Genomic DNA, 26442 nt, shown 5'->3' with positions numbered 1-26442 from the left:
CTGGTCTCGAGCGCCTTCCCCTAGTTTTTCAAGGATGCGAACCGCAATCCGCCTGAGCTAAGTTCATGCCCAGAACAGGGGCTGGATGGACGCATGGTCGGCAGTCGGATGGCCGCAAAGACCCTCACCCGAGGACGCTCCCGCCCGCAAGCGGGAGGGGTGTCGCCGTCGTTTCCGACGAGGCCGGGTACGATAGCCCTTGTTCTGCTGAGCACGATGGGCGATGCCGCAGGGGCGGGGTCGATCATCGGCGACGCCTTCGTCATTGATGGCGATACTATTGAAATTGCAGGCGAGCGCATCCAACTTTACGGGGTGGATGCACCGGAAGATTGGCAGTTCTGCCTCGACGAAACCGGAGCAGACTATCGGTGCGGCAAGGAATCGTCGCTGGCTCTGGACGCATTTCTATCGGCATCCCGCCCCACCCGCTGCGAATTCGCCGGCCGCGACCGTCACGGTCGTTATCTCGGCACATGCTTCCGAGCGGACGGGAGAGACGTCAACCGCTGGCTGGTTGAATCCGGCCATGCAATAAATCGTGAAAACCACGACAGAGGGCTGTACGCCGGCGCACAGGAAATGGCACGATCGCTCCGAGCCGGAATGTGGAGAGGGCAACCCAGAATAGACGGATCCCGGAGCGTTGCGGAAGAGTAAACCGAGGGTTTTCCTCGCTAGGTGGCAAGTGAGAGTCAATGATCGTCGAGTTCTGGGTATTATGCGCCATCGCGACCGCGGTCGTCGCTGCGGTTAGGGGTGGACACAGTCTTCTTTGGCTGCTGATCGGTTGCGTTCTGGGCCCGGTAGGCCTGCTGGCAGCAATCCTGAAGCCTTCTCTTAAATCGAAAGAACCGATCGTCGCGGCAGAGCGTCAGGCTGAACTCGACGAACTGAAGAAGCCCCTCCGGGAGAGCAATCCCCACACGATCTCGGCCAGGCCCAAGGACGAATAGGCCGGTCGAAAAATCGTCTCCGGCGAGACGATTTCACGTGTTCGCAAAAAACCCGCCGATCGCGCGGCGGGCTTGCTTGGTACTGAAAGCAGTAAAGTATGCAGCCACTATTGCCGTAGGCGCGGAATATTTCCAGTAACATTTTAGGGGCTTTCCAACCTCGGATGGGCCGTGGCGCGCTCGGCGTTGCCGCAGGAAGGCCTCCACGCGCCGGGCTTTCTGTTCGACAAGCAGTCGAGAATGCGAATCGATTTATCTCGTGTCGCAGCAGCCCCGACAGGAAAGCCTCGCCTCATCCTTGCCGCATTTCCCCTTGGCAGTTGCCGAAAGGCCGGTTCCACACCGGGAAAACCTTGTCCGTTTAGGAAAATTCACAGCCTCTCCACACAACCGGTAATTGCCCCCAAATTTTGCGGGGCACACTTTTCGCAACATGCGAGGAAACAGGGATTTATCCTGAATGGCCGCCGCATGCAGATGCGGGCTCGTTGTCGAAAACTTCGCCGCTTGGGTGCGGTGCAGCATGGCTTCCCTCAATTTTCTGCTGCACCGCCATATTTTCTCTTTGCAAATGCCCTAGTTTATTCGCCGTGAGCTTAAGTTTGCTCCGTTGAAACGGCGCTGCGAAGCGCCGCCCGATAGGAGTGACCGATATCGTAAGTATGGGCGCTTATGTCTCGACGCAGATCGACCTCGTGCGCGTTGCGCTGCTCTGGGGCGCCGCATTCGCGCGCCGTCTCCACAATCCTCAGTCGAGCCTCGCTCGGGCCTTGATGATCCCCCCGGACCGAATTCGCAGCAAAGGCAGCAAGACAATGAAATCCGACCACTATGGGCGCCTGTGGTGCCTCGCCCTCGTCACGGCACTTCCCCTCACTTGCAGCGTGAGCAGCGCTACGGCGCAGGAGGGTGCCAACGGTGCCTCCTTCATGGATGACTTCGACAAGCTGGACAGCAAGATCTGGTACGTCTCGGATGGATGGGACAACGGCGCCCATCAGAACTGCACCTGGTCGAAGAAGCAGGTGAAGGTCGTCGACGGGATACTCGAACTGGGCTTCGAGGAGCGCAAGGAAGGCAAGCGCAATTTCGCCTGCGGCGAGATCCAGACGCGCAAGCGCTTCGGCTACGGCACTTACGAGGCGAGGGTCAAGGCGGCCGACGGTTCGGGCCTCAACTCGGCCTTCTTCACCTATATCGGCCCGACCGACAAGAAGCCGCATGACGAGATCGATTTCGAGGTGCTCGGCAAGAATACCGCGAAAGTGCAGATCAACCAGTATGTGTCGGCGAAGGGTGGCAACGAGTTTCTGGCCGATGTGCCGGGCGGCGCCAACCAGGGCTTCAACGACTATGCCTTCGTCTGGGAGAAGGACCGGCTACGCTACTACATCAACGGCGAGTTGGTCCACGAAGTCAACGATCCCGCCAAGATACCACCCAACGCGCAAAAAATCTTTTTCAGCCTGTGGGGAACGGACACGCTCAGCGATTGGATGGGCACCTTCTCCTACAAGGAGCCTACCAAGCTCCAGGTCGATCGGGTCGCCTTCACGGCCCCTGGCGACGAGTGCCAGTTCGCCGAGTCGGTCGCCTGCCGACTGGATTGACCGCAATCTGAGCAATTGACCATTTAGTGAGCAACTGCAACATCATGTTGCGCTGCACAAAAAACTGAATTAAGCTCGGCCCGGGCTGAGCAGGGAAACGGATGTTTTCATGCTGCAGATACTTTACCTGGCACAGGATCTTGCCGACCCCGCCGTGCGGCGCAGGACGCTGACGCTGGTCGCCGGCGGTGCCAATGTCACGCTGGCGGGCTTCCGCCGCAGCGGCAATCCGCTCGCGACGGTGAGCGGCCTCGAGCCGATCGAGCTCGGAACGACGGCGGACGGCCGCTTCGCGCAGCGGGTCGGCGCCGTCGCCTCAGCCTGCCTGTCGCTGAAGAGCAGGCTTGGACATCTTCGCAAGCCTGACCTGATCATCGCCCGCAACCTCGAAATGCTGGCTGTCGCGAAACGCGCCGTCACGCTCTTCGGCGGTGATGTTCCGACCGTCTACGAGTGCCTCGACATACACCGGCTGATGCTGCGCAGGGATATGGTCGGGCGGGCGCTGCGCGCTGCCGAAGCGCGCCTCGGGCGGGACGCCCGTTGGCTGATCACCAGTTCGCCGGCCTTCATCGAGCATTACTTCCGCCCTCTTTCGGGCATCGAGGCGGCGCCAATGCTGCTCGAGAACAAAGTCCTTGAACTCGACGGGAGCACGCTTCCGGCGGCTGTCCCCGCACAATATCCGCCGCCTGGCGCGCCTTGGAAGATCGGTTGGTTCGGCGCGCTGCGCTGCCGCAAGTCACTTGGTCTCCTCGCCGAATTCTCCCGCAAGATGGAAGGCCGCTACGAGGTCGTTCTGCGCGGCAGACCGGCCTATTCGGAATTCAGGGATTTCGACGGCTTCGTGCAAAACGAGCCCTTCATGCGGTTTGGCGGCGCCTATCGCAATCCGGAGGACCTCGCCGAGATCTATGGCGACGTCCACTTCACCTGGGCGATCGATTTCTTCGAGGAAGGCCAGAATTCCTCCTGGCTGCTGCCCAACCGGCTCTACGAAGGATGTCGTCATACCCGCATCCCGATCGCCATGAAAGGCACCGAAACTGCGCGCTTTCTCGCCGTGCGCGGCATCGGTCTCGTGCTTGAGGAGGCCAATGCCGACAGCCTCGCCGCGCTTTTGGGCTCGATGACGCCGGACCACTTTGCCGAAGCCGCCGATCGCATCGGCCGGTGCCATCCGGCCACCTGGGTGTTCGATCGGTCGGATTGCGAGACACTGGTTCGACGGCTGGCAACGCTCACCGCCGATGCACCGCAAACTATCATTCCAGCCGCTGCCCTTGCGGAAGCCCGTCACAACGAAAGTGGATTGCTATGACCGCGGACAGTCCGGCATCGACATCGAGCCTCATCGTCATACCCTGTCTCAATGAAGCGCTGCATATCGAGGCGCTCATCGAGAAGCTGCGTCCCTCGCTTGGCGTCCTCGATGCGAAGGTCGTCATCGCCGACGGCGGCAGTACCGACGGCACGCGCGAGATCGCTCGCCGCCTTTCAGAAGAGGATCCGCGCGTCCTGTTCCTCGACAATCCGAAGCGAATCCAGAGCGCTGCCGTCAATCGGGCCGTCGCCGAGTTGGGGTCCGGGTTCGACTACCTGATCCGCATCGATGCGCATGCGAGCTACCCGGACGATTATTGCGAGCGTCTCGTGGAGGACGCGCTCGCAACCGGAGCCGACTCGGTCGTCGTCGCCATGCAGACCGAAGGTTTCAGCACCTTCCAGAAGGCGACGGCCTACGCCCAGAATTCCAAGCTCGGCAATGGCGGCTCCAAACACCGCACGGGTGCTGCCGGTCACTGGGCCGAGCACGGCCATCATGCCCTGATGCGCATAGCCGCCTTTACGGCGGTCGGGGGGTATGACGAGTCCTTCAGCCACAATGAAGATGCCGAACTGGACTATCGCCTGGCAAAAGCCGGCTACCGCATCTGGATGACCGACAGGACCAGCATGGTCTACTATCCGCGCACCCGGATCGTGCCGCTGTTCAAGCAGTATTTCGGCTATGGCCGCGGCCGGGCGAAGAATATCCTCAAGCACCGCGCCATGCCCGGCCTCCGGCAGATGCTGCCGCTTGGCGTAGCGCCCGTCGCGTTCGGCGCGCTTCTTGCCATCGTCAACTGGGCGGCGATCGTCCCCTTCGGTGTCTGGGCAGCGGCATGCCTCGGCTACGGCGTCTGGATGGCGGTCGGCCAGCGCAACCCCTACGGGCCGCTCGCGGCGATCTCGGCCATGGTCATGCATCTGGCCTGGTCCGCCGGCTTCTGGCGGGAGATTCTCGATGTCCGGCGGCGGGTGGCGGGATGAGCGCGACCCTTCAGATCGACATCGGCATCTGCACGTTCCGGCGGCCCGAACTCGCCGCGACGCTGCGATCGCTCGCGGCAATGACCGTACCCGCAAGGGCCACACTCCGCGTCATTATTGCCGACAACGACGCCACGCCGAGCGCCCGGGCGCTCGTCGAGGAGCTGCGGCCGGAGATGCCGTTCGACATCACCTATCTCCATTGCCCGGCCTCGAACATCTCGATCGCCCGCAACGCCTGTCTCGACAACAGCACCGGCGACCTGCTCGCCTTCATCGACGACGATGAGACCGCCTCGAGCGACTGCCTGGTGCGCCTCCTCGAAGAGGCGCAGGCGACCGGCGCGGACGCAGTTCTCGGCCCGGTCCGGGCCCACTACGCGCCCTCGGCCCCCGCCTGGATGCGCCGTGGCGATTTCCACTCGACATCGCCGGTCTGGGTCAAGGGCGAAATCCGCACCGGCTATACCTGCAACGTCCTGCTCAGGCCCAAGGCTCCGTCGCTCCATGGCCGCCGCTTCAAGCTTTCGCTCGGCCGGAGCGGAGGCGAGGACACGGACTTCTTTACCGGCATGCATGAAGCCGGCGGAACGATCGCCTTTGCCGAAGATGCCTGGGTATATGAGCCGGTGCCGGAAAGCCGGGCCTCGCTTGCCTGGCTTGCCAAGCGCCGTTTCCGCTCCGGCCAGACCCACGGTCGGCTGCTGACGGAAAATGCGCGCGGCGGCCAGCCCCTCAACCTTGCGCTCGCCGCCTCGAAGGCTGCCTTTTGTACATTCGCAGCGGTTCTTTGCCTGCCCTCGCCTGTCCGGCGAAATCGCTATGCGCTGCGTGCCGTCCTGCATGCCGGCGTGATAAGCGGTCTCCTCGGGCATAAGGCGCTCGAGCAATATGGAGCGGCCGAGGTGACCTCCCAATGAGCGCGCCCATCAACGAATCTATGAACGAGCTTACCCCGGACGTCACATTCGTCGTTGCCGCCTACAATGCCGCCGACACGATCACTCGTGCCGTCGCCAGTGCCCTTGCCCAGGAGGGCGTCGCGGTCGAGGTGATCGTCGTCGACGATTGCTCCTCGGATGCGACCGCCGCTCTGGTCACGGCGATCGACGACCCTAGAGTCCGGCTCATTGCGCTCGAACGCAACCGCGGTCCGGGCGGGGCCCGCAATGCCGGCTTCGAGGCGGCACGGGGCCGATGGATCGCCGTTCTCGACTCCGATGACACGGTGCGCCCCGGACGGCTGGCGCGGATGACTGCCCGTGCCGAAGCGACCGGAGCGCAGATCGTCGTCGACAATCTCGACGTGCTGTCGCTCGACGGCAGCAATGTCCGGATGTTCGAAGACGCCGAGCTCGAGGCGCTGCCCGAACTGACGCTGCCGGCCTTTATCGAGTCGAATGTGATTTTCCGCTCCGAACACAATTTCGGCTACATGAAGCCGGTGTTCGAGCGCCGCTTCCTCGCCGAACATGGCCTTTCCTTCGACGAGTCGCTGAGGATCGGCGAAGACTACATCCTGCTTGCATCGGCGCTTGCCTGCGGCGGGCGCTGCGCCGTCGAGCCCTCGACCGGCTACACCTACCACATCCGCGAGGGCTCGATCTCGCGGGTGCTGAAGCTCGAGCACATCGACGCGATGATGGCGGCCGACGAGACGTTCCTGCACCGTTACGCGCTCGATCCGCTGTCGCAAAGGATGCAGCGCATGCGTGCGCGCGGATTTCGTCAAGCGCGCTCGTTTCTTCTCCTCATCGAGCACCTGAAATTGAGATCGTTGGCTGGAGCGCTGAAGGCCGCGCTCGCCGACCCGCTTGCGCTTCGGCATCTCAGGATGCCGATCGCCGCGCGATTGCGCCGCCTGGCGGCGCGGGCGCCGCAACCCGCCCCGATCACGGTGTCGGCTGAACGATCCCCGCTGGGCAATGATCCTCACACAAGCAAAGGATAACAAAATGGACCGCATCAGGACCGTCAGGAAAGCAGTGATCCCGGTCGCAGGAAACGGAACGAGGTTCCTTCCCGCGACAAAGGCCGTGCCGAAGGAAATGTTGACGATCGTCGATCGCCCCGTCGTCCAATACGCGGTCGACGAGGCGCGTCAGGCCGGCATCGAGCACATCGTCTTCGTCACCAGCCGCAACAAGCAGGTGATCGAGGACCATTTCGACGACTCGCCCGAACTTATCTCGTCGCTGTCGCGCTCGGGCAAGAACGCGCAAATCTCCGAGCTCGAAGCCATGTTGCCGGCGGCCGGCTCGGTCAGCTTCACGCGCCAACAGGCGCCGCTCGGCCTTGGCCACGCCGTCTGGTGCGCGCGCGATCTGATCGGCGACGAGCCCTTCGCATTGCTGCTGCCGGATATGGTGTCCTTCGGGGCGCGCGGCTGCATGGCCGGACTCATGGACCTCTATCGCGAGGTCGGCGGCAACGTCGTCGCGGTCGAGCAGTGTGCACCCGAAGAGGCGTCGAAATACGGTATCGTCGGCAAGGGAGAAACCGTGCGCCACGGTTTCTCGGTGTCCGAGATGGTGGAAAAGCCGCCGGCGGGCCACGCGCCGTCCAACTATTATCTCAACGGCCGCTATATCCTGCAGCCGGAGATCTTCTCCATTCTCGCGCACCAGACGCGCGGTGCCGGCAACGAGATCCAGCTGACTGACGGCATGCTGACGCTTTCGGCGTCCCAGTCCTTCCACGCCCATCCCTATGAAGGCCGCACCTTCGACTGCGGCTCGAAGCAGGGCTTCATCGAGGCCAATGTCGCCTTCGCGCTCGCCCGCGCGGATATCGGCGACATCGTGTTCGAATCCGTTCGTGAGATCGTCCTGTCTCACGAAAGCCGCATCCGGGCGGCATAAGCGCAAACCTTCGGCGGCCGAAAACGGCCGCCGAAGCTGCAGCGCCGCGCGTCTGATCAGGCGCGCAAAGGCCGCAGCACTTTGAAAGACTGCATGTTTTTAAGAATATGCAGGAGGACCGGAGAAAAAGATGAACAGAACGGCCCCGATGAAACAGAGAAGTGTACCCTTGAGCGTTGTGCCTCGCGAAGAGCAGTCGGACGGCTTTATCGATCTCGACCGTCTGCTGGCTGTCGTCGTCCGCAGGGCAAGGCTCGTTGCGGCTTTTGTGGTGCTCTTCATTCTGCTGGGGGCCGCGTACCTCTTGTTCGCGACACCATTCTACACCTCGCTGACACAGATCCTCCTCGACGACAACCTGTCGAAATACGCCGAGGAAGAACCGGTGCCGACGAACAGCCAGATGCTCGACACGCAGATTGCCAGCGCGGTCGAGATCCTGAAATCCGGGGAACTTGCGCTGCGCGTGGTCGACAAGCTCAACCTTTCGGAGAACGATACGCTCGTCAATCCGCCCCGATCCCCCGCCACCGTCGTCAAGGATTGGCTGAAGACGGCGACCGGTCTCTTTTCCGGCGGCCCGGGTGTCTCCGAGGAAGCGGCGCGAAACGGTCGCCGGCTGAAGGCCGCCGCCCTCCTGCAGCAATCGCTCTATGTAGAACGCGTCGGCCGCAGTTCGGTGATTGCGCTGTCCTACCGCTCGAGCGATCAGCAGCTTGCTCGAAATGTCGTCAGTACCTATGCCGCCGCCTATCTGACGGACCAGCTGAACGCCAACTTCGAAGCGACGGAACGGGCCTCGGTGTGGCTGCAGGAACGGCTTGCCGATCTTCGGCAGCGCTCGCAGGCGGCCGCTCTCGAGGTCGAACAATTCCGCAGCGCGAACGGGCTGACCGCCGCGCGCGGCGAACTGATGTCCGAACAGCAACTCTCCGATCTAAACAGTCAGTTGATCGTCGCCCAGGCGGACACGGCCAGCGCCTCGGCGCGCTACGAGCAGTTCAAGTCGATCATCGATCAAGGGCAGGACGCCGGCGTCAACAATGCCACCATCTCTCCCAAGGAGGGTGACAATTCGGTGATCCGCGATCTCAGGACGCGTTATCTCGCCATCGGCAAGCGCGAGCAGGAGGTCGCCCAGAATTTCGGCGAGGACCACCCGCAGGCGGTGTCGCTCAGGGCCGAGAAGAGTGACATCGGACGGCAGATCTACCAGGAACTGCAGCAACTGACTGCAAGCTACAAGAACGAGTTCGAAGTCGCGCGCTCGCGCGAGGCCTCGCTGCGCAAGAGCATCGAGGGAATCACCGGCAAAAATTCCGACGCCAGCAAGTCGCTCGTGCAGTTGCGGGAGTTGGAGCAGAAGTCGGCGGCGCTGAAGACGCTCTATGAATCCTATCTCGGCCGCTATGAACAGGCGACCCAGCAGCAGTCCTTCCCGATCGCCAAGGCACGCGTTATTTCCGAGGCCGGCGTCCCGACGGCACCGTCGAGCCCGAAGAAGACCATGACGTTGGCACTTTCGGCCGTGCTCGGCCTGATGGTCGGCGGCGCCTATGCCGCGTTCCTCGAGTTCCGCGAAAGAACCTTCCGTCTCGAGGGTGAAGTGCGTTCCGTGCTCGGGCACCGCTCGCTCGGCTACGTTCCGCTGATCGGCACGCGGACGAAGAAAACGGCAGAGCTGGTACGCGCCCGCTTCGGATCGGACCGGCAGCCGCACGATCCATCCCATGAGGCCACCCCATTCCAGCGTCTCTCTCGCGTCGTGCTCGACGCACCGCGATCCGCCTTCGCGGAAACGTTCCGGAATGCCAAGCTCGCCTGCGATCATATGCTTCCGGGCAACGAGAGCCGCGTCATCGCGATTGTCTCCGCCCTCCCGGACGAGGGCAAGTCGATCGTCGCCGCGAATTTCGCGGCACTCTTGGCCTCGAGCGGCAAGCGGACCCTGCTGATCGACGCCGACATCCGTAAGCCGGGGCTCACCCAGATGATCACGCCCGCCCCGCGCACGGGGTTGGTCGAGACGCTCACGGGAGAGGCGACCTGGCCTGCCGGCATCAAGGTGGATCAGCGTACGAAGCTCGCGATCCTGCCGGCCGGCGGCGGAGCGGCGGATCGCAGGCACCAGAGCAATGAGTTGCTCGCCTCCCCGGCCATGGCGGGGCTCATCGAGAATGCCCGCAACTCCTTCGACTACGTCGTGGTCGATCTCGCCGCCCTTGCTCCCGTCGTCGACGCGAAGGCCTTCACGCCGCTCGCCGACGGCGTCCTCTTCGTCGTCGAATGGGGCCGTACGCCATCGAGGCTCGTTCGGGACCTGCTCAATTCCGAGCCGCAGATCGATGCGAAGGTCCTCGGCGTGATCCTCAACAAGACCGATATGGACGAACTCGAGAAATACAGCGATTTCGGCGGGGCGGAAAAATATCGGCACCGCTACGGCAAGTATTATATCGAGCAGGGTATCACCGACAACCGACACACTGCCGCTTGACCAACGGACAAGTGGCCGTCGGATGGCGGCCGCCATACCTGCGGTCGAGGCGAATGAGCCAGGTAGCGACCTTTACTGCCTCAGCGAGGCCACCATTCATGAAAATGGTGGACTGGTCCCCGCCCCTCTCCGACCTTCAACCTGTCGGCGGCGGAGATCGCCGCGTGCAGATAGGTCTTTGCGGCGCCTGCCGCCTCGGCCAGTGACTGCCCCATGGCAAGACCGGCGGCGATGGCGGCCGAGAGCGTACAGCCGGTGCCGTGATCGTTACGTGTCTCGACGCGCCTGGCGGGGAACCGGATGAGCCCAACGCCATCGAAGAACAGATCGGTGGCGTCGCTGCCCTTCCGATGCCCTCCCTTGATCAACACAGAGCTAGCGCCCGACCTCATCAGCGCTTCGGCCTGGCGGGCCATCTCGGCTTCGTCCTCGGCAATCGGGCGGCCGGTGAGAAGTGCCGCTTCCGGCAGATTGGGCGTGACGACGATGGCCAGTGGCAGAAGCTCCTGCGCGAGCGCGGCCATGGCATCCGGCTGCAGCAACGGGTCGCCGGAGGTTGCAACCATCACCGGGTCGACGACCGCTTTTCTGTCGAAGCGGCGCAATCCTTCGGCGATGGCGATGATGGTCTCCCGGCGCGAGACCATGCCGATCTTGACCGCCTTCACGTCGAGATCGGAAAAGACCGCGTCGATCTGTGCGGCCACGATATCTGGCGAGACGTCCTCGACGGCGATCACACCCTTGGTATTCTGAGCCGTGATCGCCGTAACGACGCTGGCGCCGTAGACGCCAAGGGCCGAAAAGGTCTTGAGATCGGCCTGGATACCGGCCCCGCCGCCCGAATCCGATCCGGCAATCGTGAGGGCGATCGACGGGAAGGCAGAATGAGGCAGCATTGTCGATCTCCCTACGATTGGAGACCCAGGTGAAGGCGAAGACGTCGTGAGGGAAGCCTCTTTCCGTTCCTACGCCGGCATGACCCGGATCAGGTTCAAGGGTCCGGCTCACCGCCGTCTCAGCGCCGCTCGGCGCTCCCCTCGGAATGGCCGCATTCTATGCGGCAGCGGTGCTGCGGTGTCAACGTGGATATCGACTACCGGTGCTTGCGGCCGAGCCTGAAATCGCCAAGGGGAAGATTTTTCTCCGAATCCTAAAAATCACGCTGCGGCTATTTCCCTTAAGGCCCGCGATCGCGCGTTTCCTCCTCGAAAACTCCGTTGTTTGCGCTATCCTTGGCCCCATTCCCGCCGACCCGAAAGGAGCAAGCTATGAGCCTCCGCATCAACGAAACCGCCCCTGATTTCACCGCCGAGACGACGCAGGGTACGATCAATTTCCATGAATGGATCGGCGACGGCTGGGCCGTCCTCTTCTCGCATCCGAAGAATTTCACGCCCGTCTGCACCACCGAACTCGGCGCCATGGCCGGGATCGAAGGCGAATTCCGCAAGCGCGGCGTCAAGATCATCGGCATTTCGGTCGATCCGGTCGACAGCCACGCGAAATGGAAGAACGACATCAAGGTCGCAACCGGCTTCGATGTCGAATATCCGCTGATCGGCGACCGGGATCTGAAGGTCGCCAAGCTCTACGACATGCTGCCGGCCGGCGCCGGCGACACGTCCGAGGGCCGCACCCCGGCCGACAATGCCACCGTGCGCTCGGTCTATGTCATTGGACCGGACAAGAAGATCAAACTGATCCTCACCTATCCGATGACCACCGGCCGCAACTTCAACGAAATCCTGCGCGCCATCGATTCCATCCAGCTCACCGCCAAGCACCAGGTCGCAACGCCGGCAAACTGGAAACAGGGCGAGGACGTCATCATCACGGCGGCCGTATCCAACGAGGACGCAATTCAGCGCTTCGGCTCGTTCGATACCGTACTGCCCTATCTTAGGAAGACCAAGCAGCCGACCGCCTGAGGCTGTTCCGCGCACGCCGGTCGAACCGACAGTCGCGAAAGGCTCGTTCAGCCTTTCGCGACTTCCCGTGATCCAGCCACACGACATCGGCTCGCCGCAGCCGTGGTATCAATCGGTTTTCACCGCGCTTACGATCTCCGCCAGAACGCCATGCAATGCGGCGCGATATCCGTTGCGCGCCGAGGGGCCGCTCTCCTCGGACGTCATGACGACGGTGAGCTTCAGCGCCGGGACGATGTAGAGCATCTGGCCACCGTAGCCCCAGGCGAAGTGGACGGTCTCGCCGCCGATCTGCCGGGCGAACCAGCCATAGCCGTAGGCGTCACCGGAAAAGTAGGAGTTCGTGCGCGGTTGCCACGAAAGATCGATCCAGTCTGCCGGAACGACCTGCCGTCCATCGGCCGTCCGACCGCCTTTGCGGTATAGCTCACCGAAGGCGAGCAGTGATCTTGCGCTCATCGCCATCTGGTTGCCGCCGAGATAGATGCCCTGCGGATCGCGTTCCCAGGCGCCGATCCTGAAGCCCTGAACCGGGCCGAGCCAATCGCGCGCGAGCGCGAGCGTCGACTTGCCGCCAACCTTCGTCAGGATCGCCGAAAGCAGATGCGTGGACGCCGTCGAGTAGAGCATCCGGCCGCCCGGTTCGTCGGCGAAAGGCTGTGCGAGCGCGAAACGGACCCAGTTGCGGCTCGACACCCAACGGCCGTAATTCGGGCCCGACAGGCGGCCAAGTCCGGCCTGCATGGAAAGCAGGTTGCCGATCGTGATGTCGTTGACCCGCGGGTCCGCCGACGAGGGCAGATCTTCCTTCAGAAGCGGCGCGATCTTCTGCTCAGGGCCGTCGAGAAGACCCTTGTCGATCGCGATTCCGACGAGTGCCGAAATGATCGATTTCGATGCGGATTTGATATTGGTAGACTCGCCCGGCGCGTGGCCGCGATAGCCCTGTTCGGCGATTGTTTCACCGTCACGCGCGACGATGACTGTCTTCAGGGGTTTCAGCTCGTCTCGGTCGGCAAGCCCCTTCAGCAGTTCCGGAACCGCAGCGGGCTGTTCGGCCGCAGCGGACGAAAGCGAAAGCAAGAGCCATAGGACGACGGCCATCAACCTGATCATGCTTCCGCACCTAATGCGAACAGGCGGTGAAGTCATCACCTGCGCCCACAACTCACGACGAATTGAAAGGGTTTCTCTCCGCGACCCAGCCCACCCGTCCTGCCTCAGGCACGATGGGTTGCGAGCAAGCCAATGACCTCTTCATCGGTCAACTGCTCGAAATCACGATAGAAGTAGCCGATCGCCCCCAACATCCGCGGCTGAATCGGACACACGACTTCATCCGCCTCCTTCTCCAGCTCGGCGATGGCACTGGGCGATGCGATGGGCACCGCGACGACGATTTTCGCGGGCATCCGCGCCTTGAGCCCGGCGACGGCGGCCCGTATGGTCGCGCCGGTCGCAATCCCGTCATCGACGACGATGGCGATGCGCCCGGCGATCTCCAGCGGTGCGCGGCCGGCGAAGTATCGACGGCGGCGGCGTTCGATCTCGGCGAGCTCCCTCTGACAGATGGCGTCGAACTCGGCGTCCGAAATCCCGGCAAGGCGGATCGTCTCCTCGTTGCGGACGACCGCCGGCCTGCTGCCGTCGATGACCGCGCCCATGGCGAGTTCCGGCTGCCACGGGACGCCGATCTTGCGCACCAACAGGAGATCGAGCGGAGCGCCGAGTTGGTGTGCAATCTCCACCGCAACGGGCACGCCTCCGCGGGGCAGGGCGAGGACGACGGCCTCCTGCCCGCGATAGGCATCTAGGACCTTCGCCAATTCCTTTCCCGCTTCCGAGCGATCCGAGAAACGCACGGGCCGTGTCCCCCTTCCTGTTCGAGTTTCGTGCCGCGCAGCCGGTGTCGAGGCACTGCTGAAGCAGAGATAACCGCGTCGTTCGCTTCGAAGTTCCGGATTTGGCGGCTGTGATCACCGCAAGTTGAGCCGTCCATCGGGGCGCTGCTCTAGGACTGTTCCGAACCGACCGCTCTCACGGGCAAGCGTTTCGCTGATCCATTCCAGGTCCGATCCGGAGGGATCGACAAGGCTGAAGCCGTGAGCCTGCAACGGCACGATCTCCAGGGCCGAGAGATCGCCAGCCTGATCGATGTCGGCGAAGTACATCAGGCGCAGATCGCTCCTGAATTCCGCATAGCCGGAGATCCCCTCATAGTCGTTGATGAAATCGCCGCAGCCATAGAGGATGAGACGGTTGCGGTAGAGTTCGATCGCCTTGGCGTGATGCGAGGAGTGTCCGTGAACGATCGAGACATCCGCTTCGTCGATGAGCGCGTGCGCGAAGTCTCGCTGGGCGGCAGGCACGCCATGGCCCCAGTTTGGACCCCAGTGGATCGATACGACCACCACGTCGTGCGGCCGCTTGATGTGGCGGATATGTTCGGCGAAGCCACTTGTGTGGAGCGGGTCGAGAGAGGGCAGGAAATTCACACCTGCCCTGCCCTCACTAGCCGCCCAGCTTGGAGGCACGCCGCTTGTCGGGGTCGCCAGCGCGAATAGCAGGAGGCGCCCCTCGGTACCGATATCGAAGGCCACCGGCTTGCTAGCCTCGTCGAGGTCGCGTCCAGCGCCGACTGTCACGATCCGCAAGCGCTCCAGCGTTACCAATGTGTCGAAAAGCCCGGCCATGCCCCAATCCAGAATGTGGTTGTTGGCGAGCACGCAACAGTCGACGCCGAAGGCAGCAAGACAGGAGGCGTTTTCCGGACTCATGCGATAGTTGATGCCCTTTGAAACATGGTCCTCGCTGCGGGTGATGGCCGTTTCGAGATTGATGAGGCGGAGGTCCGGCTGGGCGCGAGCGCATTCGTCAAGCGCTACGCCCCACACCAGAGCCGGGTCCATCGGCACAGGTATCGGACCGTTTGCCTTCTCCGCCAGGCGGACATAGTCGCGCGCCGAGCGAATATAGCTCTCGTACAGGATCGGATCGCATGGAGCGGGCAGGACCTGATCGATGCCCCGTCCGGTCATGACGTCGCCGCACAGGAAGACGCGGATCGTGCCCTCCCTTGTGCGTGAGTCGGAGAAAAGCTGGCTGGTGGTGCTCATGTTTGCCGACCTCTCTGCGCGCCATTCTACGAAGCTCGCCCCGGCAAGGAAAGGTCGCTCGACCGCGCGCGATTTCAATGCGCGGCCGATGGCCCGAGAGCCACGCCTAGTCGAACTTCTCGCGAGCATCCGCCTGACCCATGACCCAATATCCCGATGCCTTGACCCAACTCAGCGGATAGCCTCGCTCGTCGACAATATGCCAGCGGATTGACCGGGTCACGGCCGCCTCGGCGGCGATCCAGACGAAGGTTCCCGGCTCGATGTCGATCGTCTTGACGGCGGCAACCAGCGCCTCGGGATCCGCGGCCCGGGAGAGCGGTCGATGGACCCAGAGCGCAACATAGTCCGCCCGGGTTTCAAATCTCTGATGTTCCTCCGGCCCTTGTCACGGCTGCGATCCTGGTGACGCGCCTACCGGCGGCTGCCTCTTCGATCCGCCGGCCGATCGCCGGCAGCGCCGTCTCGTCGCCGATCAGCAGCCATCGTTCCACGTCGGGCGAGACCACCGCCGATCCGCGTGGTCCGGCGACCTCGAGCCTGTCACCCGGCTGCGCCCAAAGCGCGCACAGCGTTGCCGCGCCGGCGTCATGAACGACAAAGTCAATCGCAAGTGTGCGTGAACGTGCATCATAGCGTCATGGCGTATAGTCGCGCCGCTCAGCCTCCCCGGAAGAGGACGGCACAAGGATCTTGACGTGGTCGTCAGGCGACAGGCTCGGGAAGTCCGCGAGATCATCACCGGTCAAGTTGACCCGCAGCATGCCTGGGGTGAGTTGAACAACGCTCGTGATCGTCAGAAGTCGCCGCTTCAGTTCATGACGGACACGCTAGATGCGAGGTGCGGCAGATACGGATGTTGAATCAACGGGAACACCCATAGCATCGCGCTGGACCGTGGCGGCGAAGACACGCCCCGGGGTTAAACCGAGGCTCCTTTGCCTCTTCTAACGGCACCCTGCACAACATTTGCGCAGACATCAGAGGCGACAGGCATCTCATGAGGAAAAAGTGACCGGCAGCCCCATCTTTCCGCTTGTAAAGCCCTGTGTCGTTGCATAATCGCGCGCCAACCAAACCATAAAGCGATGGCGACAGACGGTAGCCACTTCGACTGCGGCGCGATCGTGAGCTATCGGGCCATCGCGGCGGTGCCACGGGGAGGATGCATATCTTCATTTCTCTTTGGGAAATTGGCGGATGCAAGGGCAAAGGCGGGGAATGAAACTCTCATATCTGGGCAGCGACGCCGAAGAACTGTCGGATGTTCTGACGCGCTGCATTGGACCCGTCAGGGTGCAAAGGCCGCTGAACACGGATTTCTCCTATAGCTATGAGTTCGTCGCCGCCGGCCGCGTTGCCTTCAGCCGCGTGACGTCGCAAGGCAGTCTGAGTATAGGCCAGAAGGACGAGGTGCCTAAGCTCCTCATATTGCTCCCCCTGCACGGCTCCGCCTGCGTGAAGATAGGGCGAAATGAGAGCCTGATTTCCAAACCCGGCCAGGCAGCGATCCTCGACGGCAACAGACTGTCCGAACTGCAGATCGAGGGAGACCGCCGCCATCTATCGCTTGTCATCGACCAGGAAGACATTTTCCACCGCCTCCGTGGCGGACTGGAACGGCCGGTCTATGGTTCGCTCGACTTCGTGCCCGAACTCGACCTTGCAGATGGGGCGGGCCAGATCATCTTGAGGCTGTCACAGATCATGGCGGCTTCCCTCGGGGCGGAACCCGCGATGCGTGACATGCCCAACGCGCTTTCATATCTCTCCGGAAGCATCGTTAACCTGCTGGTCGATACGGTGCCGCATCGGTTCTCGGCGGCCTTGAGTCAGGGCGAGTGGCTGCCGTCCCCAAAGCACGTCAAACGTGCTGTCGACTTCATGCACGCCAATCTCTGTGCGCCAATTTCGATGACCGACATCGCAGGGGCGGCCGGCATCGGCGTTCGGTCTCTGCAGGAGGGCTTCAAGCGGTTCAAGGGCACGTCGCCGATCAGCTATCTCGCCCAACTGCGAATGGAAGCGGCCCACCGCGACCTTCTACAAGCGGATCAAAGGGTCTCGGTGGCGGAGATCGCCCGCAAATGGGGTTTCAGGCATATGGGTCGTTTCGCGACCGAATACCGGAAATGCTATGGGTGCCCGCCTTCCGAAGCGCGAAAAGGGCGACCGCACGCGTTGGAGCCGGGAGAATAAGAGATAGGCGGCGCGGCTAAGCCGCACCGCCCAAAGATCGACTTTTCCCTGCGTGCACGGATCGGCATGATCAGTGATAGCCCGCATTGCCCGTAAAGAGATCATTCAGCTTGTAGGCCACCTCGGTCCGGTTCGTCGCCTTCAGCTTTTTCATGATGTTGCGAATATGGACCTTTACGGTGCTTTCGCGAAGATTGAGCTCATAGGCGATGATCTTGTTCGCCTTGCCCTTGCGAAGCGCTTGGACGACTTCCGCTTGCCGAAGCGTGAACATGCCGGCCATCGGCTGGGCTTCCGGCCTTTCCGTCTCGATCAGATGTCGTACGGCGAGAACGCTGCTGGCCGGCAGGAAGATTCCGCCTGCTACCGCCAATCCGATCGCTTCGATGCAAACCTCCACCCCAACGGAGGTAGGGATATATCCGCGCGCCCCGCATTCGAGCACCCGCAAGATCTGGCCGAGATCATCGATGTCGGACAGGACGACGACCGGGAGCGGCCGGAACTCGGCGGCAAGCTTTGCGATCTCGGCCGCGACATCGGCGACCTTGCGGGCGCCGATATTGAGGAGAACGGCTCCGACTGGCGGGCAGGTGCCCTTCTTCTCTCGCCATTCATCGACAGAACCGAAGGCGCCGACTTCCATACCAAGACCATGGGTGGTCAGGGTCCTCGCCAGGCATTCTCGGTCCAGCGCCCTGCTATCGAGGACAAGTAGACAGCGTTTGTCCACCCCCTCCGTTTGCTGCATTTCGCCGTCTCCGGTACGATGTGTGAGACTGTTTGAGCCGTTCGGCTCCAGCGCAAATGCCGGCATTTTCTCAAATCTTGAAATTGAAGAAGCCATTGCAAATCCCCTTAAACGAATGGTCCCAATGGAGGCAAATTCCTCAGACCGAGCGTTCTTCTAGAAAATACTCTGAATACTACTTTATAATTAATACTTTCGGCGTCACCCTTTTGGAATAACCTCGTTTTTAGACACCGAGTTATCAAAAATATACATGTAATACACGATAGTCTAGTAGAACACCCCCAAAAAAATGAAGGGATGCACACGAAGATCGCGCCGCCGCGTCAATGGCGCAACGATAGCCGACCGGCTCGTGGCGCGACCACGGATTCCCGGCCGACCAAAGTGATCCCCTAAAGGCGTGGGCGACCGGATAGAGACGGTTCCTGGCGGAGCAAAATGGGAAGGCAGTCTCTCCCCTCGAATGAGCAGTACCATGACATCCACCCCCCGACCTTCAGGCGGAGCTTCGGATTAAGAGACGCAGTGCGGCTTTTGACAATTGACGAAATGAGAGGATGCCTACCGCCTTCGAAGGCTGACCGGGTATCTGCCGATCCACCTTTCGTGGTACCCACAGCCGAGACTCGGACGCAGCAGGCGGCCGGTGCTCCGGCGTTGGCGCCGTCGGGCTCCGACAGGGACGTGCTCAAATCGTGGAGCGGAACTCCCTGAGCGCCGATGATTTCCGGTCCTGAAAGTTGCGGTACCTGGCCGCTGCCTCAGTTCGGTTATGAGCACCCAGCTTGGTGATGATGTTGTGCAAATGGATCTTCACGGTGTGTTCCGACAACCGGAATTCAGCCGCAATGAGCTTGTTCTGCAGCCCGCGTGAAACCATCTCGAGAATCTGCAGTTCGCGAGCCGTCAACTCGGCAACGCCATCGCCCTCGATCCGCGCGCCCGCGGAAACCCCGTTATGGGACGGCAACGGGGGGCCGCCTCTGCTTGCCTGAAGCATGAGCTCGGGCGGAAAATACGCGCCGCCGCAAAGCATCAGCCGGATCACCGACAGCCATACATCAAGCTTGACGTTCATAGGCAGCATGCCACGGACCAGGGGCGACCGCAGAACCTCGGCGAAGGACGAATTCTGGCCATGTCCATGCGGTTCGATGACGGCCGTAAGAGATTGCGGATGCAAGCGCAAAATTCGTGTCGAGGCTCCCTCAACGTCCTTCATCAGGCCGATGTCGACAAGAAGCAACGACACCGGATGCGAGAAGGCCCGGCATGCCGCATCGACATCGTCGACCTGTTCGACGAGCACCCATGGAAATTCGCGTTCCGTCGCCTCGATCAGCCGCTCCGAAACACTTCCGGCGCTCGATACGATCAGAATGACGCGTCGGGGCTCGGCCCGCCGTTTTCCGTATGCAAACGCCCCGGCCCCAATCTCACCCCGCTCAGCCACGTTTCGCAAAGCCATACCCCTCACTCGCTCCATCGATCGGCAACTGCTGGTCGATTGAACCTGCGCAAATCACGTCGCTTCGGCGAACTCTAGCCCACGGCGCGCCCAGTCGCGACGACGCAAAAGGTGTGAGCTATCCGTTGAAAGGTTACCAGGCGGCGGAGCTTTGCCCCGCTCTGCTTCATCCAAATGAACGAGACAGTACCGCGGCGACATCCATCCTGTGAAGCCCTGGGACGTTCCGCAAGCCGCAGATAGAACGGAGAGCGGCGAGGTGCCGCGAATTTTAACAAGCATGCTGATGTGGGATGAGAACGTGAAAGTCTAGTTGATCAGGACTTCAAATGCTTGGCTTCATCGGTTTCGCCACGCGGCGAGATTGGCGACGCTCGCGAATTACTATCCCGAAACGCCGGTAGACTTGACGCACTCGAGCCCAGTGACCGGATTTATTGACCATCGCCCGCAGGAGTGGAGCCCTGGAATTTACTTGACGACATACGGAGCGATCGACCTGCGATGGTAATTCGCCTTCACGCTTCGAAAGTCTTCTTTTAAAGAGCGTAGCTGCCCAAGGTACCATCTGCCACTCGTGCTGGCCGTGAACTGCACCCCTGGAAAGCGGGGCATCAAGGATGCGCAAAACTGCACCGAAAGAGGTACGCACTTTCCAATTTAATTGCTTCAATAGTACGCATTTTTCTGCACTATTCACAATGTTGCAAATGAATGATACTTGTTTGCGTGATTATTTCCATCTCATTTAGGAATTTTTCATCACGCTCCTTCTGCAGTAGTCAATGCTTTATTGTGATTTTATTTAAGACTTTTTTCGAGGCGAATGTGGTCAACGAAACAGGCGCATTAACCAAATCTGCAAGACGCAAGCCCCTCAACCGTAGCCGAGGTTTGACGAGTTGCCGAGGGCTACGGCCATGAACTCACCGAGCCCGGAAGATGGCGGCGGAGCCCCAATCAAGCCTGCTCACGAGGGCACTGGCGACGAACCCCGCGCAACGGAAACAGAAGCGTGGTCGCCGCAAGAGCGGCACCTTGTCATCATCGACGGGCGAGCTCTCTGGCGCGATAGCCTGGCGCGAAACATCGCCGCCGACAATCCCGGCTGGTCTATTCTGACGTTCGAGTCCTCCGAGGTATGGAGGCGGCAACGCGAGGAAGACACGCCGCCGGCGGCAATCCTGTTGAACATTGCGGACAAGAGGATCGATGATCCGGCTGTTGAACAAGAAATCACGATACTCGCATCCGAGTTCGCTCCGGCTCCGGTGATCGTCCTATCGGACAGGGACGATCTGACACAGATCGTGAAAGCACTGGAATGCGGAGCAAAGGGGTATATTCCTTCTTCTGTGGGCGTGGATGTCTGTATCGAGGCCATCTCGCTTTCGCTCGCGGGCGGCATCTTCGTTCCGGCGAGAAGTGTGTTCGCGATGCGTCACCTGTTTGAACCGGGGGGCGCCGCCGAGCGGCCATTGGCTGGTTTGTTCACCGAGCGCCAGGCGGAGGTGGTGGAGGCGCTGCGGCGTGGAAAGGCGAACAAGGTCATCGCTTACGAGCTCAACCTTCGGGAAAGTACGGTAAAGGTTCACGTCCGCAACATCATGAAGAAGATCAAGGCGGCCAATAGGACCGAGGTCGCCTACAAGATCAACGATTTACTCCCCGATTATCCCTCGGTCGAGAAACCGTCGAGCACTGCCGGTGTCGATCCCGACAAGAGGCGCCGCGACTAGATTTTGCACGCGGGCGCTCACCTCGCCTTCGCGCGAACGAGCTGCTGTGCATATTGGTGGCGAATGCCGCATCGGTTTCCGCCATGGCCTCCACAATGGCGAGCGCGGCGCCCCGTGCGTCCGTCAGGATAGCACTCGCTTCTTGGACAAAACCACAAATGGTGGCGACCGCCGCATCCACTACTAGATAGTTACTTGCAAGTATTGCCTCCATCTAGAGATGTTCCGCGCCGACTGGCCAAGAAGCACGTGCCGTAAAGCAAGTTCGCTTGCAGGTAGATTGCCTCGTCGGCTTCCGGAAACTCAATATCCGCTGCGCGCAAATTCTGTCCGTATGACGCCGAGATGTCTTTGCCGTGCGATATTTTTGTGGAGCTTTAATTCTCCCGGAAGGACGAATAGCGCCGTGCGATTCTTCCTTCGCAGAGAATGGCGTGGGCGGGATAGTTTCATGCACCACGGGATGTGGAAGATACGGTAGCGCGGCAGCGGCGGCCGACGGCCCTATTTCAGGTTTGCCCTGTGGTCAGCCCGCCCCCGCCGAGGGAGGGAAGCAGCGAAGTGGACAGGATTTCTATTGCAGCCACGTCGTTTCGCGGCTTCGATCCGGACGAACTCGCAGCCGTCCTGTCCACGCCCGCTTCCCCAATCAAGGTCGAGAGGCTGAGCGGTGAAGCTCTTTCGTTTGACTGCGAATTCTTTTCGACGGGGACGATATCATTCGGCAGCTGCGCCTATGAAGGCGAATTGGAGTGCAAACGGCAGGCGGCAAGCGACAAGCTGCTGATTTTTCTGCCGACACGAGGAGCCGCCCTGTTTGAACCCAGCGGCAGGGAAATCTGGTCGCGGCCCGGCCAGGGAACGATCGTCGATGGGGCGCGCAACGAAAGCGTCCGGCTATATGGTCCCCGTCGACACCTCACCTTGTTCATCGATCACCGCAAGATCGCCAACCATCTGATCAACATGCTGGAGCGGACGATCAGCGGCAATCTCGAATTCCACCCGCATATCGATGTCACCGCGGGACCAGGGCTGGCCCTGGCACAACTTGTCGAAACTACATGCAGCGGTCTGCGGGGTGACGCCCCCCTGCGGCAATCCCCCTTGGCTCTTGCGTCGCTCGGCGATGCGGTAACCCACCTCATACTGGAAGCCGCACCGCACCGCTACTCGGACCAGCTGTCCAGCCCCGTACCCCTGCCGGCGCCGCGACATGTGAAATGGGCGATCGATTTCATGCATGCGCATATCGCGGAGCCGATCACCATGGCTGATATTGCTGCGGCGGCGAAGGTGAGCGTCCGCACCCTGCAGCAGGGATTTCGACAGTTCCGTCTGACCACGCCCATGGCTTATCTGCATGAATTGCGATTGACCGCCGCCCACCAGGATCTCATGAACACACATGAGGCCCAAAGCGTCGCCGATATCGCGCTGAAATGGGGATTCACCCATCTTGGCCGGTTTGCAGCCGACTACAGGAAGCGCTTTGGCCTGTTGCCTTCGCAAACGATGCGAAGCGGCAAGCGCTGAAGGTCGAAAAAGGACGGCCCGTCCGGACTCCTGAAGAAAGCAGGACATCACTCGACCTGGACAGAAAGCTCGCCTGACACCAGCCTGTTACCAAAGGAACCCACACTACTTAGAGCGGTCGATAGACAGGAATGGCACCAATTCGGTGCGCCAGCAATGGAACGAAGAACCTGCCGATGACGCCCGAACGTTTTGCCGAATGTCTCGCCAGTTTGAGATGGACGACCATCGATCTCACATCCGCGCTCCAGTGCCAGCTTTCGTGGGTCGAGGCCATGGAAAGCGGTCAGGCAGAAATTCCTGAGGACCTGGCGCGCTGGCTGGAAGGCCTTGCCAGGTGCCATGAGGCCGCGGGGATTCCGACCGGCTACCGCGACGTTGCGCATTTTTGACATGAGGCGCGCGCGCGTCGGCCATGCTTGATGAGCCTCCCACGCCGCCTCCCGTCCAGGTTTAAGCGACCCGCGCGCCCGTGGCGTCGAAATACCGCCTACGCTCGGAGGGCGCCGACAGCCATACCGTCGATCCTGACGGAATGTCGTCGCCTTCCCGCAATTCCACCACGACATTCTGCGCATCGCCGAGCCTGCAATAGATATAGCGCGTGCCCCCGAGATATTCGGTGAACTCCACGGTCGCCTGCACCGCATCGGGTCCGCCGGCGACGATCCGGGTATGTTCGGGCCGCATGCCGAAGACGATCCTTTCGCCGGCTCGAAGCGAGTCCAGGCGGGCCTCGATCTCGCAGCCGGCAACCCGCACCTTTCCCGAGCCGCTCCATTCTGCATCCAAGAGGTTCATGCGTGGCGAGCCGATGAAGCCGGCGACGAAGGTGTTGACGGGGTTCTCGTAGACCTCGCGCGGCGTGCCGGTCTGCTCGATCCTTCCGTCGCGAAGGATGACGATCTGGTCGGCGAGCGTCATCGCCTCTGTCTGGTCGTGCGTCACATAGATCATCGTGTTGCCGAGTTCGCGATGCAGCCGGGCGATCTCGACACGCATCGAGACGCGCAGTTCTGCATCGAGGTTTGAGAGCGGCTCGTCGAACAGGAAGACGTCAGGCTTGCGGACGATCGCCCGGCCGATTGCCACGCGTTGGCGCTGGCCGCCCGACAATTGGCCCGGCCGCCGGTCGAGCAGGTGATCGATCTTGAGGATTTCGGCGGCTTGCCCGACGCGCCGCTCGATTTCCGCGCGGTCGGTCCGCGCCAGCTTCAGTCCGAATGCGAGGTTGTCGCGCACGCTCATATGCGGATAAAGCGCATAGGACTGGAAGACCATGGCGATGCCGCGCTCGGAGGGGTCGAGATCCGTAACATCGCGCCCCCTGATGGCGATTTCCCCGTCGCTTACCTCCTCGAGCCCGGCGATCATGCGCAACAGCGTCGATTTTCCGCAGCCCGACGGACCGACGAACACGGTGAAATCGCCTTCCCTGATCGTCAGATCGATGCCATGAACGACCTGCAGCGCGCCGAAGCTCTTGCGCACTCCGTTGAGTGCCACACCGATCCTATCCCGTTCCGTCATCTAGCCGCCACGCTTCTCAGCTTGCAGCCAGACGAGCATTTCGCCCGGTGCGCGATTGTCCCAGAGGTGGTAGGGCACCAGGCGCAGCCGCGCGGCGCGCTTTGCCGCCGGCGTCGGGCGATAGAGCGCGCCCCCCCAGTCCGCCGTATCCTCGCGCTCGACCGGCAGTTCGACGGCGACCGCACCCTCGAGGTCCTCCAGGGTCGTCGACGTCGTTTCAGGCAGATCCTCCGGCACGACGATGGCGTTGAGATCGCCGCCATTATCGATCTCCTCGGCACAATAGACCAGAGGCCCACGCAACAGTGCAATGCGGCCGGCATCCTGCCGGACCTTTGGATTGGCGAATTGCGGACGCAGTTTCATCGGCAAGTCAATCGAAACCGCGTCGCCATCGGACCATTCGCGCTCGATGCGAGCATAGCCGTCCAGCGTGACGTGTTCGAGGTCGATACCGCTTCCATTTACCGAGATGCTGGCGCCGTCGGCCCATTCCGGAATGCGCAAGGACAAGGCGAATTGCCTCGGCTCCGCGAGTTCGAGCCGGATCGAAACCGCACCCTCCCACGGATAGTTGGTGACCTGCCGTAACGTGACGCCCGAGCCGCCCAGTTTCAGCCGCGCCGTGCTCTCCCCATAGAGATGCACCGCTATTTCGTCGGTCGCCACGCCATACATGTAGGCGCCTACCGAGGCGACAAGCCGGGCGATGTTCGGCGGGCAGCAGGGGCAATTGTGCCATCTCCAGCGATGATGCTTGCCGGTGCTCTCCAGCGGATTGTCATAGAAGAAGGTCTTGCCGTCGAGCGACAGGCCGCTGAGCGCGCCGTTGTAGAGCGCCTGTTCCATGATGTCGGCAAAGCGCCGGTTCGGTCCGCGTCCGAGCATCCGGCTTGCCCAGAAGACCAGCGCGACCGAGGCGCAGGTCTCGGCATAGGCGGTGTCGTTCGGCAGGTCGTAATAGTCGGTGAAGCCTTCATTTCTGGCTGAAGGGCCGATGCCGCCCGTCACATACATCTGCTTGGTCGTCAGGTCGTCCCAGAGCGTTTCGAGCGCGTCGGTGAGCGTGTCGTCCTTATACTCGGTCGCCAGATCGGCCATGCCGGAATACATGTACATAGCGCGCACCGCGTGGCCGACGACCTTCTTCTGCTGGCGCACCGGCTCATGGGATTGGCTATACTCGTGGGTCTTATGCACGTAATCCTTCGGTGAACGCCCATCGCGGATCGCCTCTTCCGTGAAGAAGTGCGGCTCCTGGCCGCGCTCGTCGATGAAGAACTTCGAAAGATCGAGATACTTCGTCTCGCCGGTCACGCGCGCGAGCTTGACGAGCGCAAGCTCGATCTCCTGGTGGCCGCAATAACCGGGAATCTGCCCTTCGCCGTGGCCGAATATGTCGATCATGTAGTCGGCAAAACGGCACATCACGTCGAGCAGCTTGCTTTTTCCGGTCGCCTGGAAATAGGCGACTGCCGCCTCGATCAGGTGCCCGGCGCAATAGAGCTCATGGTGATCGCGCAGGTTGGTCCAGCGCCGATCCGGCTGCACCCTCTGGAACCAGGTGTTCAGATAGCCGTCCTTATCCTGCAGCCGTTCATACATGTCGATGATCTCATCGGCCCTGGCCTCCAGCCGCGGATTGGGCTTGCGATAGAGCGAGTAGGCGATGGTTTCGATCGACTTAGCCAGGTCGCTGTCCCAGAACATCTGTGTCGTCCCCCCCCAGGACTGGATGGGAATAACGATGCCGGGATTCGGATGATTGACGTCGACGGCGCGCAGCATTCCCGCTTCGACGCAGCGGTCAAGCAGGATCTCGGCCGTGGCGTTGCAGACGGCATCCTGCCACTTGCCCCAGAATCCCCCGACCCGGACATCCGGAACGGCCACGGGCCTGAACTGTCGGTCCTTCTTACTCATGATGTGCCT

The 26442-nt window shown here is 61.7% G+C and carries 22 protein-coding genes, 1 pseudogene and 1 riboswitch; of the genes and pseudogenes, 14 read left to right on the top strand and 9 right to left on the bottom strand.

Annotation, left to right across the window (positions count from 1 at the left end; all coding sequences use genetic code 11):
* Positions 1 to 216 precede the first annotated feature (216 nt).
* The 9 genes from CO676_RS14210 to CO676_RS14165 all read left to right on the top strand — a co-directional run bounded on the left by CO676_RS14210 (position 217) and on the right by CO676_RS14165 (position 10237).
* A complete protein-coding gene (locus tag CO676_RS14210) occupies positions 217 to 660 on the top strand; it encodes a thermonuclease family protein (RefSeq protein WP_245424312.1) in 444 nt (147 codons plus the stop codon).
* Between the two features lie 38 nt (positions 661 to 698).
* Positions 699 to 956, top strand: a complete 258-nt coding sequence (locus CO676_RS14205; RefSeq protein ID WP_014762157.1) for a hypothetical protein — start codon at positions 699 to 701, stop codon at positions 954 to 956.
* Between the two features lie 815 nt (positions 957 to 1771).
* A complete protein-coding gene (locus CO676_RS14195; protein WP_041415000.1) occupies positions 1772 to 2566 on the top strand; it encodes a glycoside hydrolase family 16 protein in 795 nt (264 codons plus the stop codon).
* Between the two features lie 109 nt (positions 2567 to 2675).
* A complete protein-coding gene (locus CO676_RS14190) occupies positions 2676 to 3887 on the top strand; it encodes a glycosyl transferase family 1 (protein WP_097521525.1) in 1212 nt (403 codons plus the stop codon).
* The gene (locus tag CO676_RS14185) at positions 3884 to 4879 is read left to right on the top strand and encodes a glycosyltransferase family 2 protein (RefSeq protein WP_097521524.1); all 996 of its coding nucleotides are present in this window, start codon (positions 3884 to 3886) and stop codon (positions 4877 to 4879) included. Before CO676_RS14190 ends, CO676_RS14185 begins: the two co-directional genes overlap by 4 nt.
* A complete protein-coding gene (locus CO676_RS14180) occupies positions 4876 to 5799 on the top strand; it encodes a glycosyltransferase family 2 protein (protein ID WP_097521523.1) in 924 nt (307 codons plus the stop codon). The genes CO676_RS14185 and CO676_RS14180 overlap by 4 nt, the downstream gene beginning before the upstream one ends.
* Positions 5796 to 6830, top strand: coding sequence for a glycosyltransferase family 2 protein (locus tag CO676_RS14175; RefSeq protein WP_097521522.1), 1035 nt, complete (start codon positions 5796 to 5798; stop codon positions 6828 to 6830). The genes CO676_RS14180 and CO676_RS14175 overlap by 4 nt, the downstream gene beginning before the upstream one ends.
* 4 nt (positions 6831 to 6834) lie before the next feature.
* Entirely contained in the window at positions 6835 to 7740 is a 906-nt protein-coding gene (locus tag CO676_RS14170; RefSeq protein WP_097521521.1) for a UTP--glucose-1-phosphate uridylyltransferase, read from the top strand.
* Positions 7741 to 7870: 130 nt separating this feature from the next.
* Positions 7871 to 10237 carry a polysaccharide biosynthesis tyrosine autokinase gene (locus CO676_RS14165; RefSeq protein ID WP_097521520.1) on the top strand — a complete coding sequence of 789 codons (2367 nt, stop codon included), beginning with the start codon at positions 7871 to 7873 and terminating at the stop codon, positions 10235 to 10237.
* Positions 10238 to 10317: 80 nt separating this feature from the next.
* Here the strand turns inward: CO676_RS14165 and thiD are convergent, their stop codons facing one another.
* Positions 10318 to 11136 (bottom strand): bifunctional hydroxymethylpyrimidine kinase/phosphomethylpyrimidine kinase, encoded by an 819-nt coding sequence (gene thiD, locus CO676_RS14160; RefSeq protein WP_097521519.1) that lies wholly within the window; start codon positions 11134 to 11136, stop codon positions 10318 to 10320.
* Between the two features lie 49 nt (positions 11137 to 11185).
* Positions 11186 to 11288: riboswitch (TPP riboswitch) on the bottom strand.
* Between the two features lie 220 nt (positions 11289 to 11508).
* On the opposite strand from thiD, the gene CO676_RS14155 reads away from it, so the two are divergent.
* A complete protein-coding gene (locus CO676_RS14155) occupies positions 11509 to 12168 on the top strand; it encodes a peroxiredoxin (protein WP_097521518.1) in 660 nt (219 codons plus the stop codon).
* A 108-nt stretch (positions 12169 to 12276) separates the two neighbouring features.
* Here the strand turns inward: CO676_RS14155 and CO676_RS14150 are convergent, their stop codons facing one another.
* The 4 genes and pseudogenes from CO676_RS14150 to CO676_RS14135 all read right to left on the bottom strand — a co-directional run bounded on the left by CO676_RS14150 (position 12277) and on the right by CO676_RS14135 (position 16099).
* Complete coding sequence (locus CO676_RS14150; protein WP_097521517.1) at positions 12277 to 13284, bottom strand: serine hydrolase; 1008 nt, start codon at positions 13282 to 13284, stop codon at positions 12277 to 12279.
* A gap of 104 nt (positions 13285 to 13388) precedes the next feature.
* The gene (locus tag CO676_RS14145) at positions 13389 to 14030 is read right to left on the bottom strand and encodes a phosphoribosyltransferase (protein WP_097521516.1); all 642 of its coding nucleotides are present in this window, start codon (positions 14028 to 14030) and stop codon (positions 13389 to 13391) included.
* Between the two features lie 114 nt (positions 14031 to 14144).
* Positions 14145 to 15284 carry a CapA family protein gene (locus tag CO676_RS14140; protein WP_097521515.1) on the bottom strand — a complete coding sequence of 380 codons (1140 nt, stop codon included), beginning with the start codon at positions 15282 to 15284 and terminating at the stop codon, positions 14145 to 14147.
* A 106-nt stretch (positions 15285 to 15390) separates the two neighbouring features.
* A pseudogene (locus CO676_RS14135) lies at positions 15391 to 16099 on the bottom strand (siderophore-interacting protein).
* Between the two features lie 406 nt (positions 16100 to 16505).
* Between CO676_RS14135 and CO676_RS14130 the strand changes: the two are divergent.
* Positions 16506 to 17483: an AraC family transcriptional regulator gene (locus CO676_RS14130; protein ID WP_245424311.1), complete on the top strand. Its 978-nt coding sequence runs from the start codon at positions 16506 to 16508 to the stop codon at positions 17481 to 17483.
* A gap of 70 nt (positions 17484 to 17553) precedes the next feature.
* On the opposite strand, the gene CO676_RS14125 is transcribed toward CO676_RS14130, so the two are convergent.
* Complete coding sequence (locus CO676_RS14125; protein ID WP_097521593.1) at positions 17554 to 18234, bottom strand: response regulator transcription factor; 681 nt, start codon at positions 18232 to 18234, stop codon at positions 17554 to 17556.
* Positions 18235 to 18925: 691 nt separating this feature from the next.
* Entirely contained in the window at positions 18926 to 19705 is a 780-nt protein-coding gene (locus CO676_RS14120; protein ID WP_097521513.1) for a response regulator transcription factor, read from the bottom strand.
* Positions 19706 to 20625: 920 nt separating this feature from the next.
* Between CO676_RS14120 and CO676_RS14115 the strand changes: the two genes are divergently transcribed.
* From CO676_RS14115 to CO676_RS14105, 3 genes are all read left to right on the top strand, one after another.
* On the top strand, positions 20626 to 21444 hold the full coding sequence (locus tag CO676_RS14115) for a response regulator transcription factor (RefSeq protein ID WP_097521512.1): 819 nt from the start codon (positions 20626 to 20628) through the stop codon (positions 21442 to 21444).
* 561 nt (positions 21445 to 22005) lie between these two features.
* Complete coding sequence (locus tag CO676_RS14110) at positions 22006 to 22980, top strand: AraC family transcriptional regulator (protein WP_097521511.1); 975 nt, start codon at positions 22006 to 22008, stop codon at positions 22978 to 22980.
* Between the two features lie 176 nt (positions 22981 to 23156).
* Positions 23157 to 23372 carry a hypothetical protein gene (locus CO676_RS14105; protein ID WP_041413967.1) on the top strand — a complete coding sequence of 72 codons (216 nt, stop codon included), beginning with the start codon at positions 23157 to 23159 and terminating at the stop codon, positions 23370 to 23372.
* 61 nt (positions 23373 to 23433) lie between these two features.
* Here the strand turns inward: CO676_RS14105 and ugpC are convergent, their stop codons facing one another.
* Together ugpC and CO676_RS14095 are read right to left on the bottom strand one after the other, a co-directional pair.
* Positions 23434 to 24510: a sn-glycerol-3-phosphate ABC transporter ATP-binding protein UgpC gene (gene ugpC / locus CO676_RS14100; protein ID WP_097521510.1), complete on the bottom strand. Its 1077-nt coding sequence runs from the start codon at positions 24508 to 24510 to the stop codon at positions 23434 to 23436.
* Positions 24511 to 26433, bottom strand: a complete 1923-nt coding sequence (locus tag CO676_RS14095) for a glycoside hydrolase family 127 protein (protein WP_097521509.1) — start codon at positions 26431 to 26433, stop codon at positions 24511 to 24513. It lies immediately after the preceding gene.
* Positions 26434 to 26442: the final 9 nt, after the last annotated feature.

Origin of the sequence: Sinorhizobium sp. BJ1 (genome assembly GCF_002531555.1) — a bacterium.
GTDB classification, from domain to species: Bacteria; Pseudomonadota; Alphaproteobacteria; order Rhizobiales; family Rhizobiaceae; genus Sinorhizobium; species Sinorhizobium fredii_B.
Note: the sequence above shows the minus strand (reverse complement) of the source record. Positions and strands in the feature narration are given on the sequence as shown.

Bases quoted from the DNA above. Each gene is read 5' to 3' on its own strand.
- CO676_RS14165 (WP_097521520.1), top strand. From the start codon at position 7,871: ATGAACAGAACGGCCCCGATGAAACAGAGAAGTGTACCCTTGAGCGTT.
- CO676_RS14155 (WP_097521518.1), top strand. From the start codon at position 11,509: ATGAGCCTCCGCATCAACGAAACCGCCCCTGATTTCACCGCCGAGACG.
- CO676_RS14150 (WP_097521517.1), bottom strand. From the start codon at position 13,284: ATGATCAGGTTGATGGCCGTCGTCCTATGGCTCTTGCTTTCGCTTTCG.
- CO676_RS14210 (WP_245424312.1), top strand. From the start codon at position 217: ATGGGCGATGCCGCAGGGGCGGGGTCGATCATCGGCGACGCCTTCGTC.
- CO676_RS14140 (WP_097521515.1), bottom strand. From the start codon at position 15,284: ATGAGCACCACCAGCCAGCTTTTCTCCGACTCACGCACAAGGGAGGGC.
- thiD (WP_097521519.1), bottom strand. From the start codon at position 11,136: ATGCTGCCTCATTCTGCCTTCCCGTCGATCGCCCTCACGATTGCCGGA.
- ugpC (WP_097521510.1), bottom strand. From the start codon at position 24,510: ATGACGGAACGGGATAGGATCGGTGTGGCACTCAACGGAGTGCGCAAG.
- CO676_RS14195 (WP_041415000.1), top strand. From the start codon at position 1,772: ATGAAATCCGACCACTATGGGCGCCTGTGGTGCCTCGCCCTCGTCACG.
- CO676_RS14170 (WP_097521521.1), top strand. From the start codon at position 6,835: ATGGACCGCATCAGGACCGTCAGGAAAGCAGTGATCCCGGTCGCAGGA.
- CO676_RS14120 (WP_097521513.1), bottom strand. From the start codon at position 19,705: ATGGCTTTGCGAAACGTGGCTGAGCGGGGTGAGATTGGGGCCGGGGCG.
- CO676_RS14095 (WP_097521509.1), bottom strand. From the start codon at position 26,433: ATGAGTAAGAAGGACCGACAGTTCAGGCCCGTGGCCGTTCCGGATGTC.
- CO676_RS14180 (WP_097521523.1), top strand. From the start codon at position 4,876: ATGAGCGCGACCCTTCAGATCGACATCGGCATCTGCACGTTCCGGCGG.
- CO676_RS14115 (WP_097521512.1), top strand. From the start codon at position 20,626: ATGAACTCACCGAGCCCGGAAGATGGCGGCGGAGCCCCAATCAAGCCT.
- CO676_RS14130 (WP_245424311.1), top strand. From the start codon at position 16,506: ATGAAACTCTCATATCTGGGCAGCGACGCCGAAGAACTGTCGGATGTT.
- CO676_RS14175 (WP_097521522.1), top strand. From the start codon at position 5,796: ATGAGCGCGCCCATCAACGAATCTATGAACGAGCTTACCCCGGACGTC.
- CO676_RS14105 (WP_041413967.1), top strand. From the start codon at position 23,157: ATGACGCCCGAACGTTTTGCCGAATGTCTCGCCAGTTTGAGATGGACG.
- CO676_RS14125 (WP_097521593.1), bottom strand. From the start codon at position 18,234: ATGCAGCAAACGGAGGGGGTGGACAAACGCTGTCTACTTGTCCTCGAT.
- CO676_RS14205 (WP_014762157.1), top strand. From the start codon at position 699: ATGATCGTCGAGTTCTGGGTATTATGCGCCATCGCGACCGCGGTCGTC.
- CO676_RS14190 (WP_097521525.1), top strand. From the start codon at position 2,676: ATGCTGCAGATACTTTACCTGGCACAGGATCTTGCCGACCCCGCCGTG.
- CO676_RS14185 (WP_097521524.1), top strand. From the start codon at position 3,884: ATGACCGCGGACAGTCCGGCATCGACATCGAGCCTCATCGTCATACCC.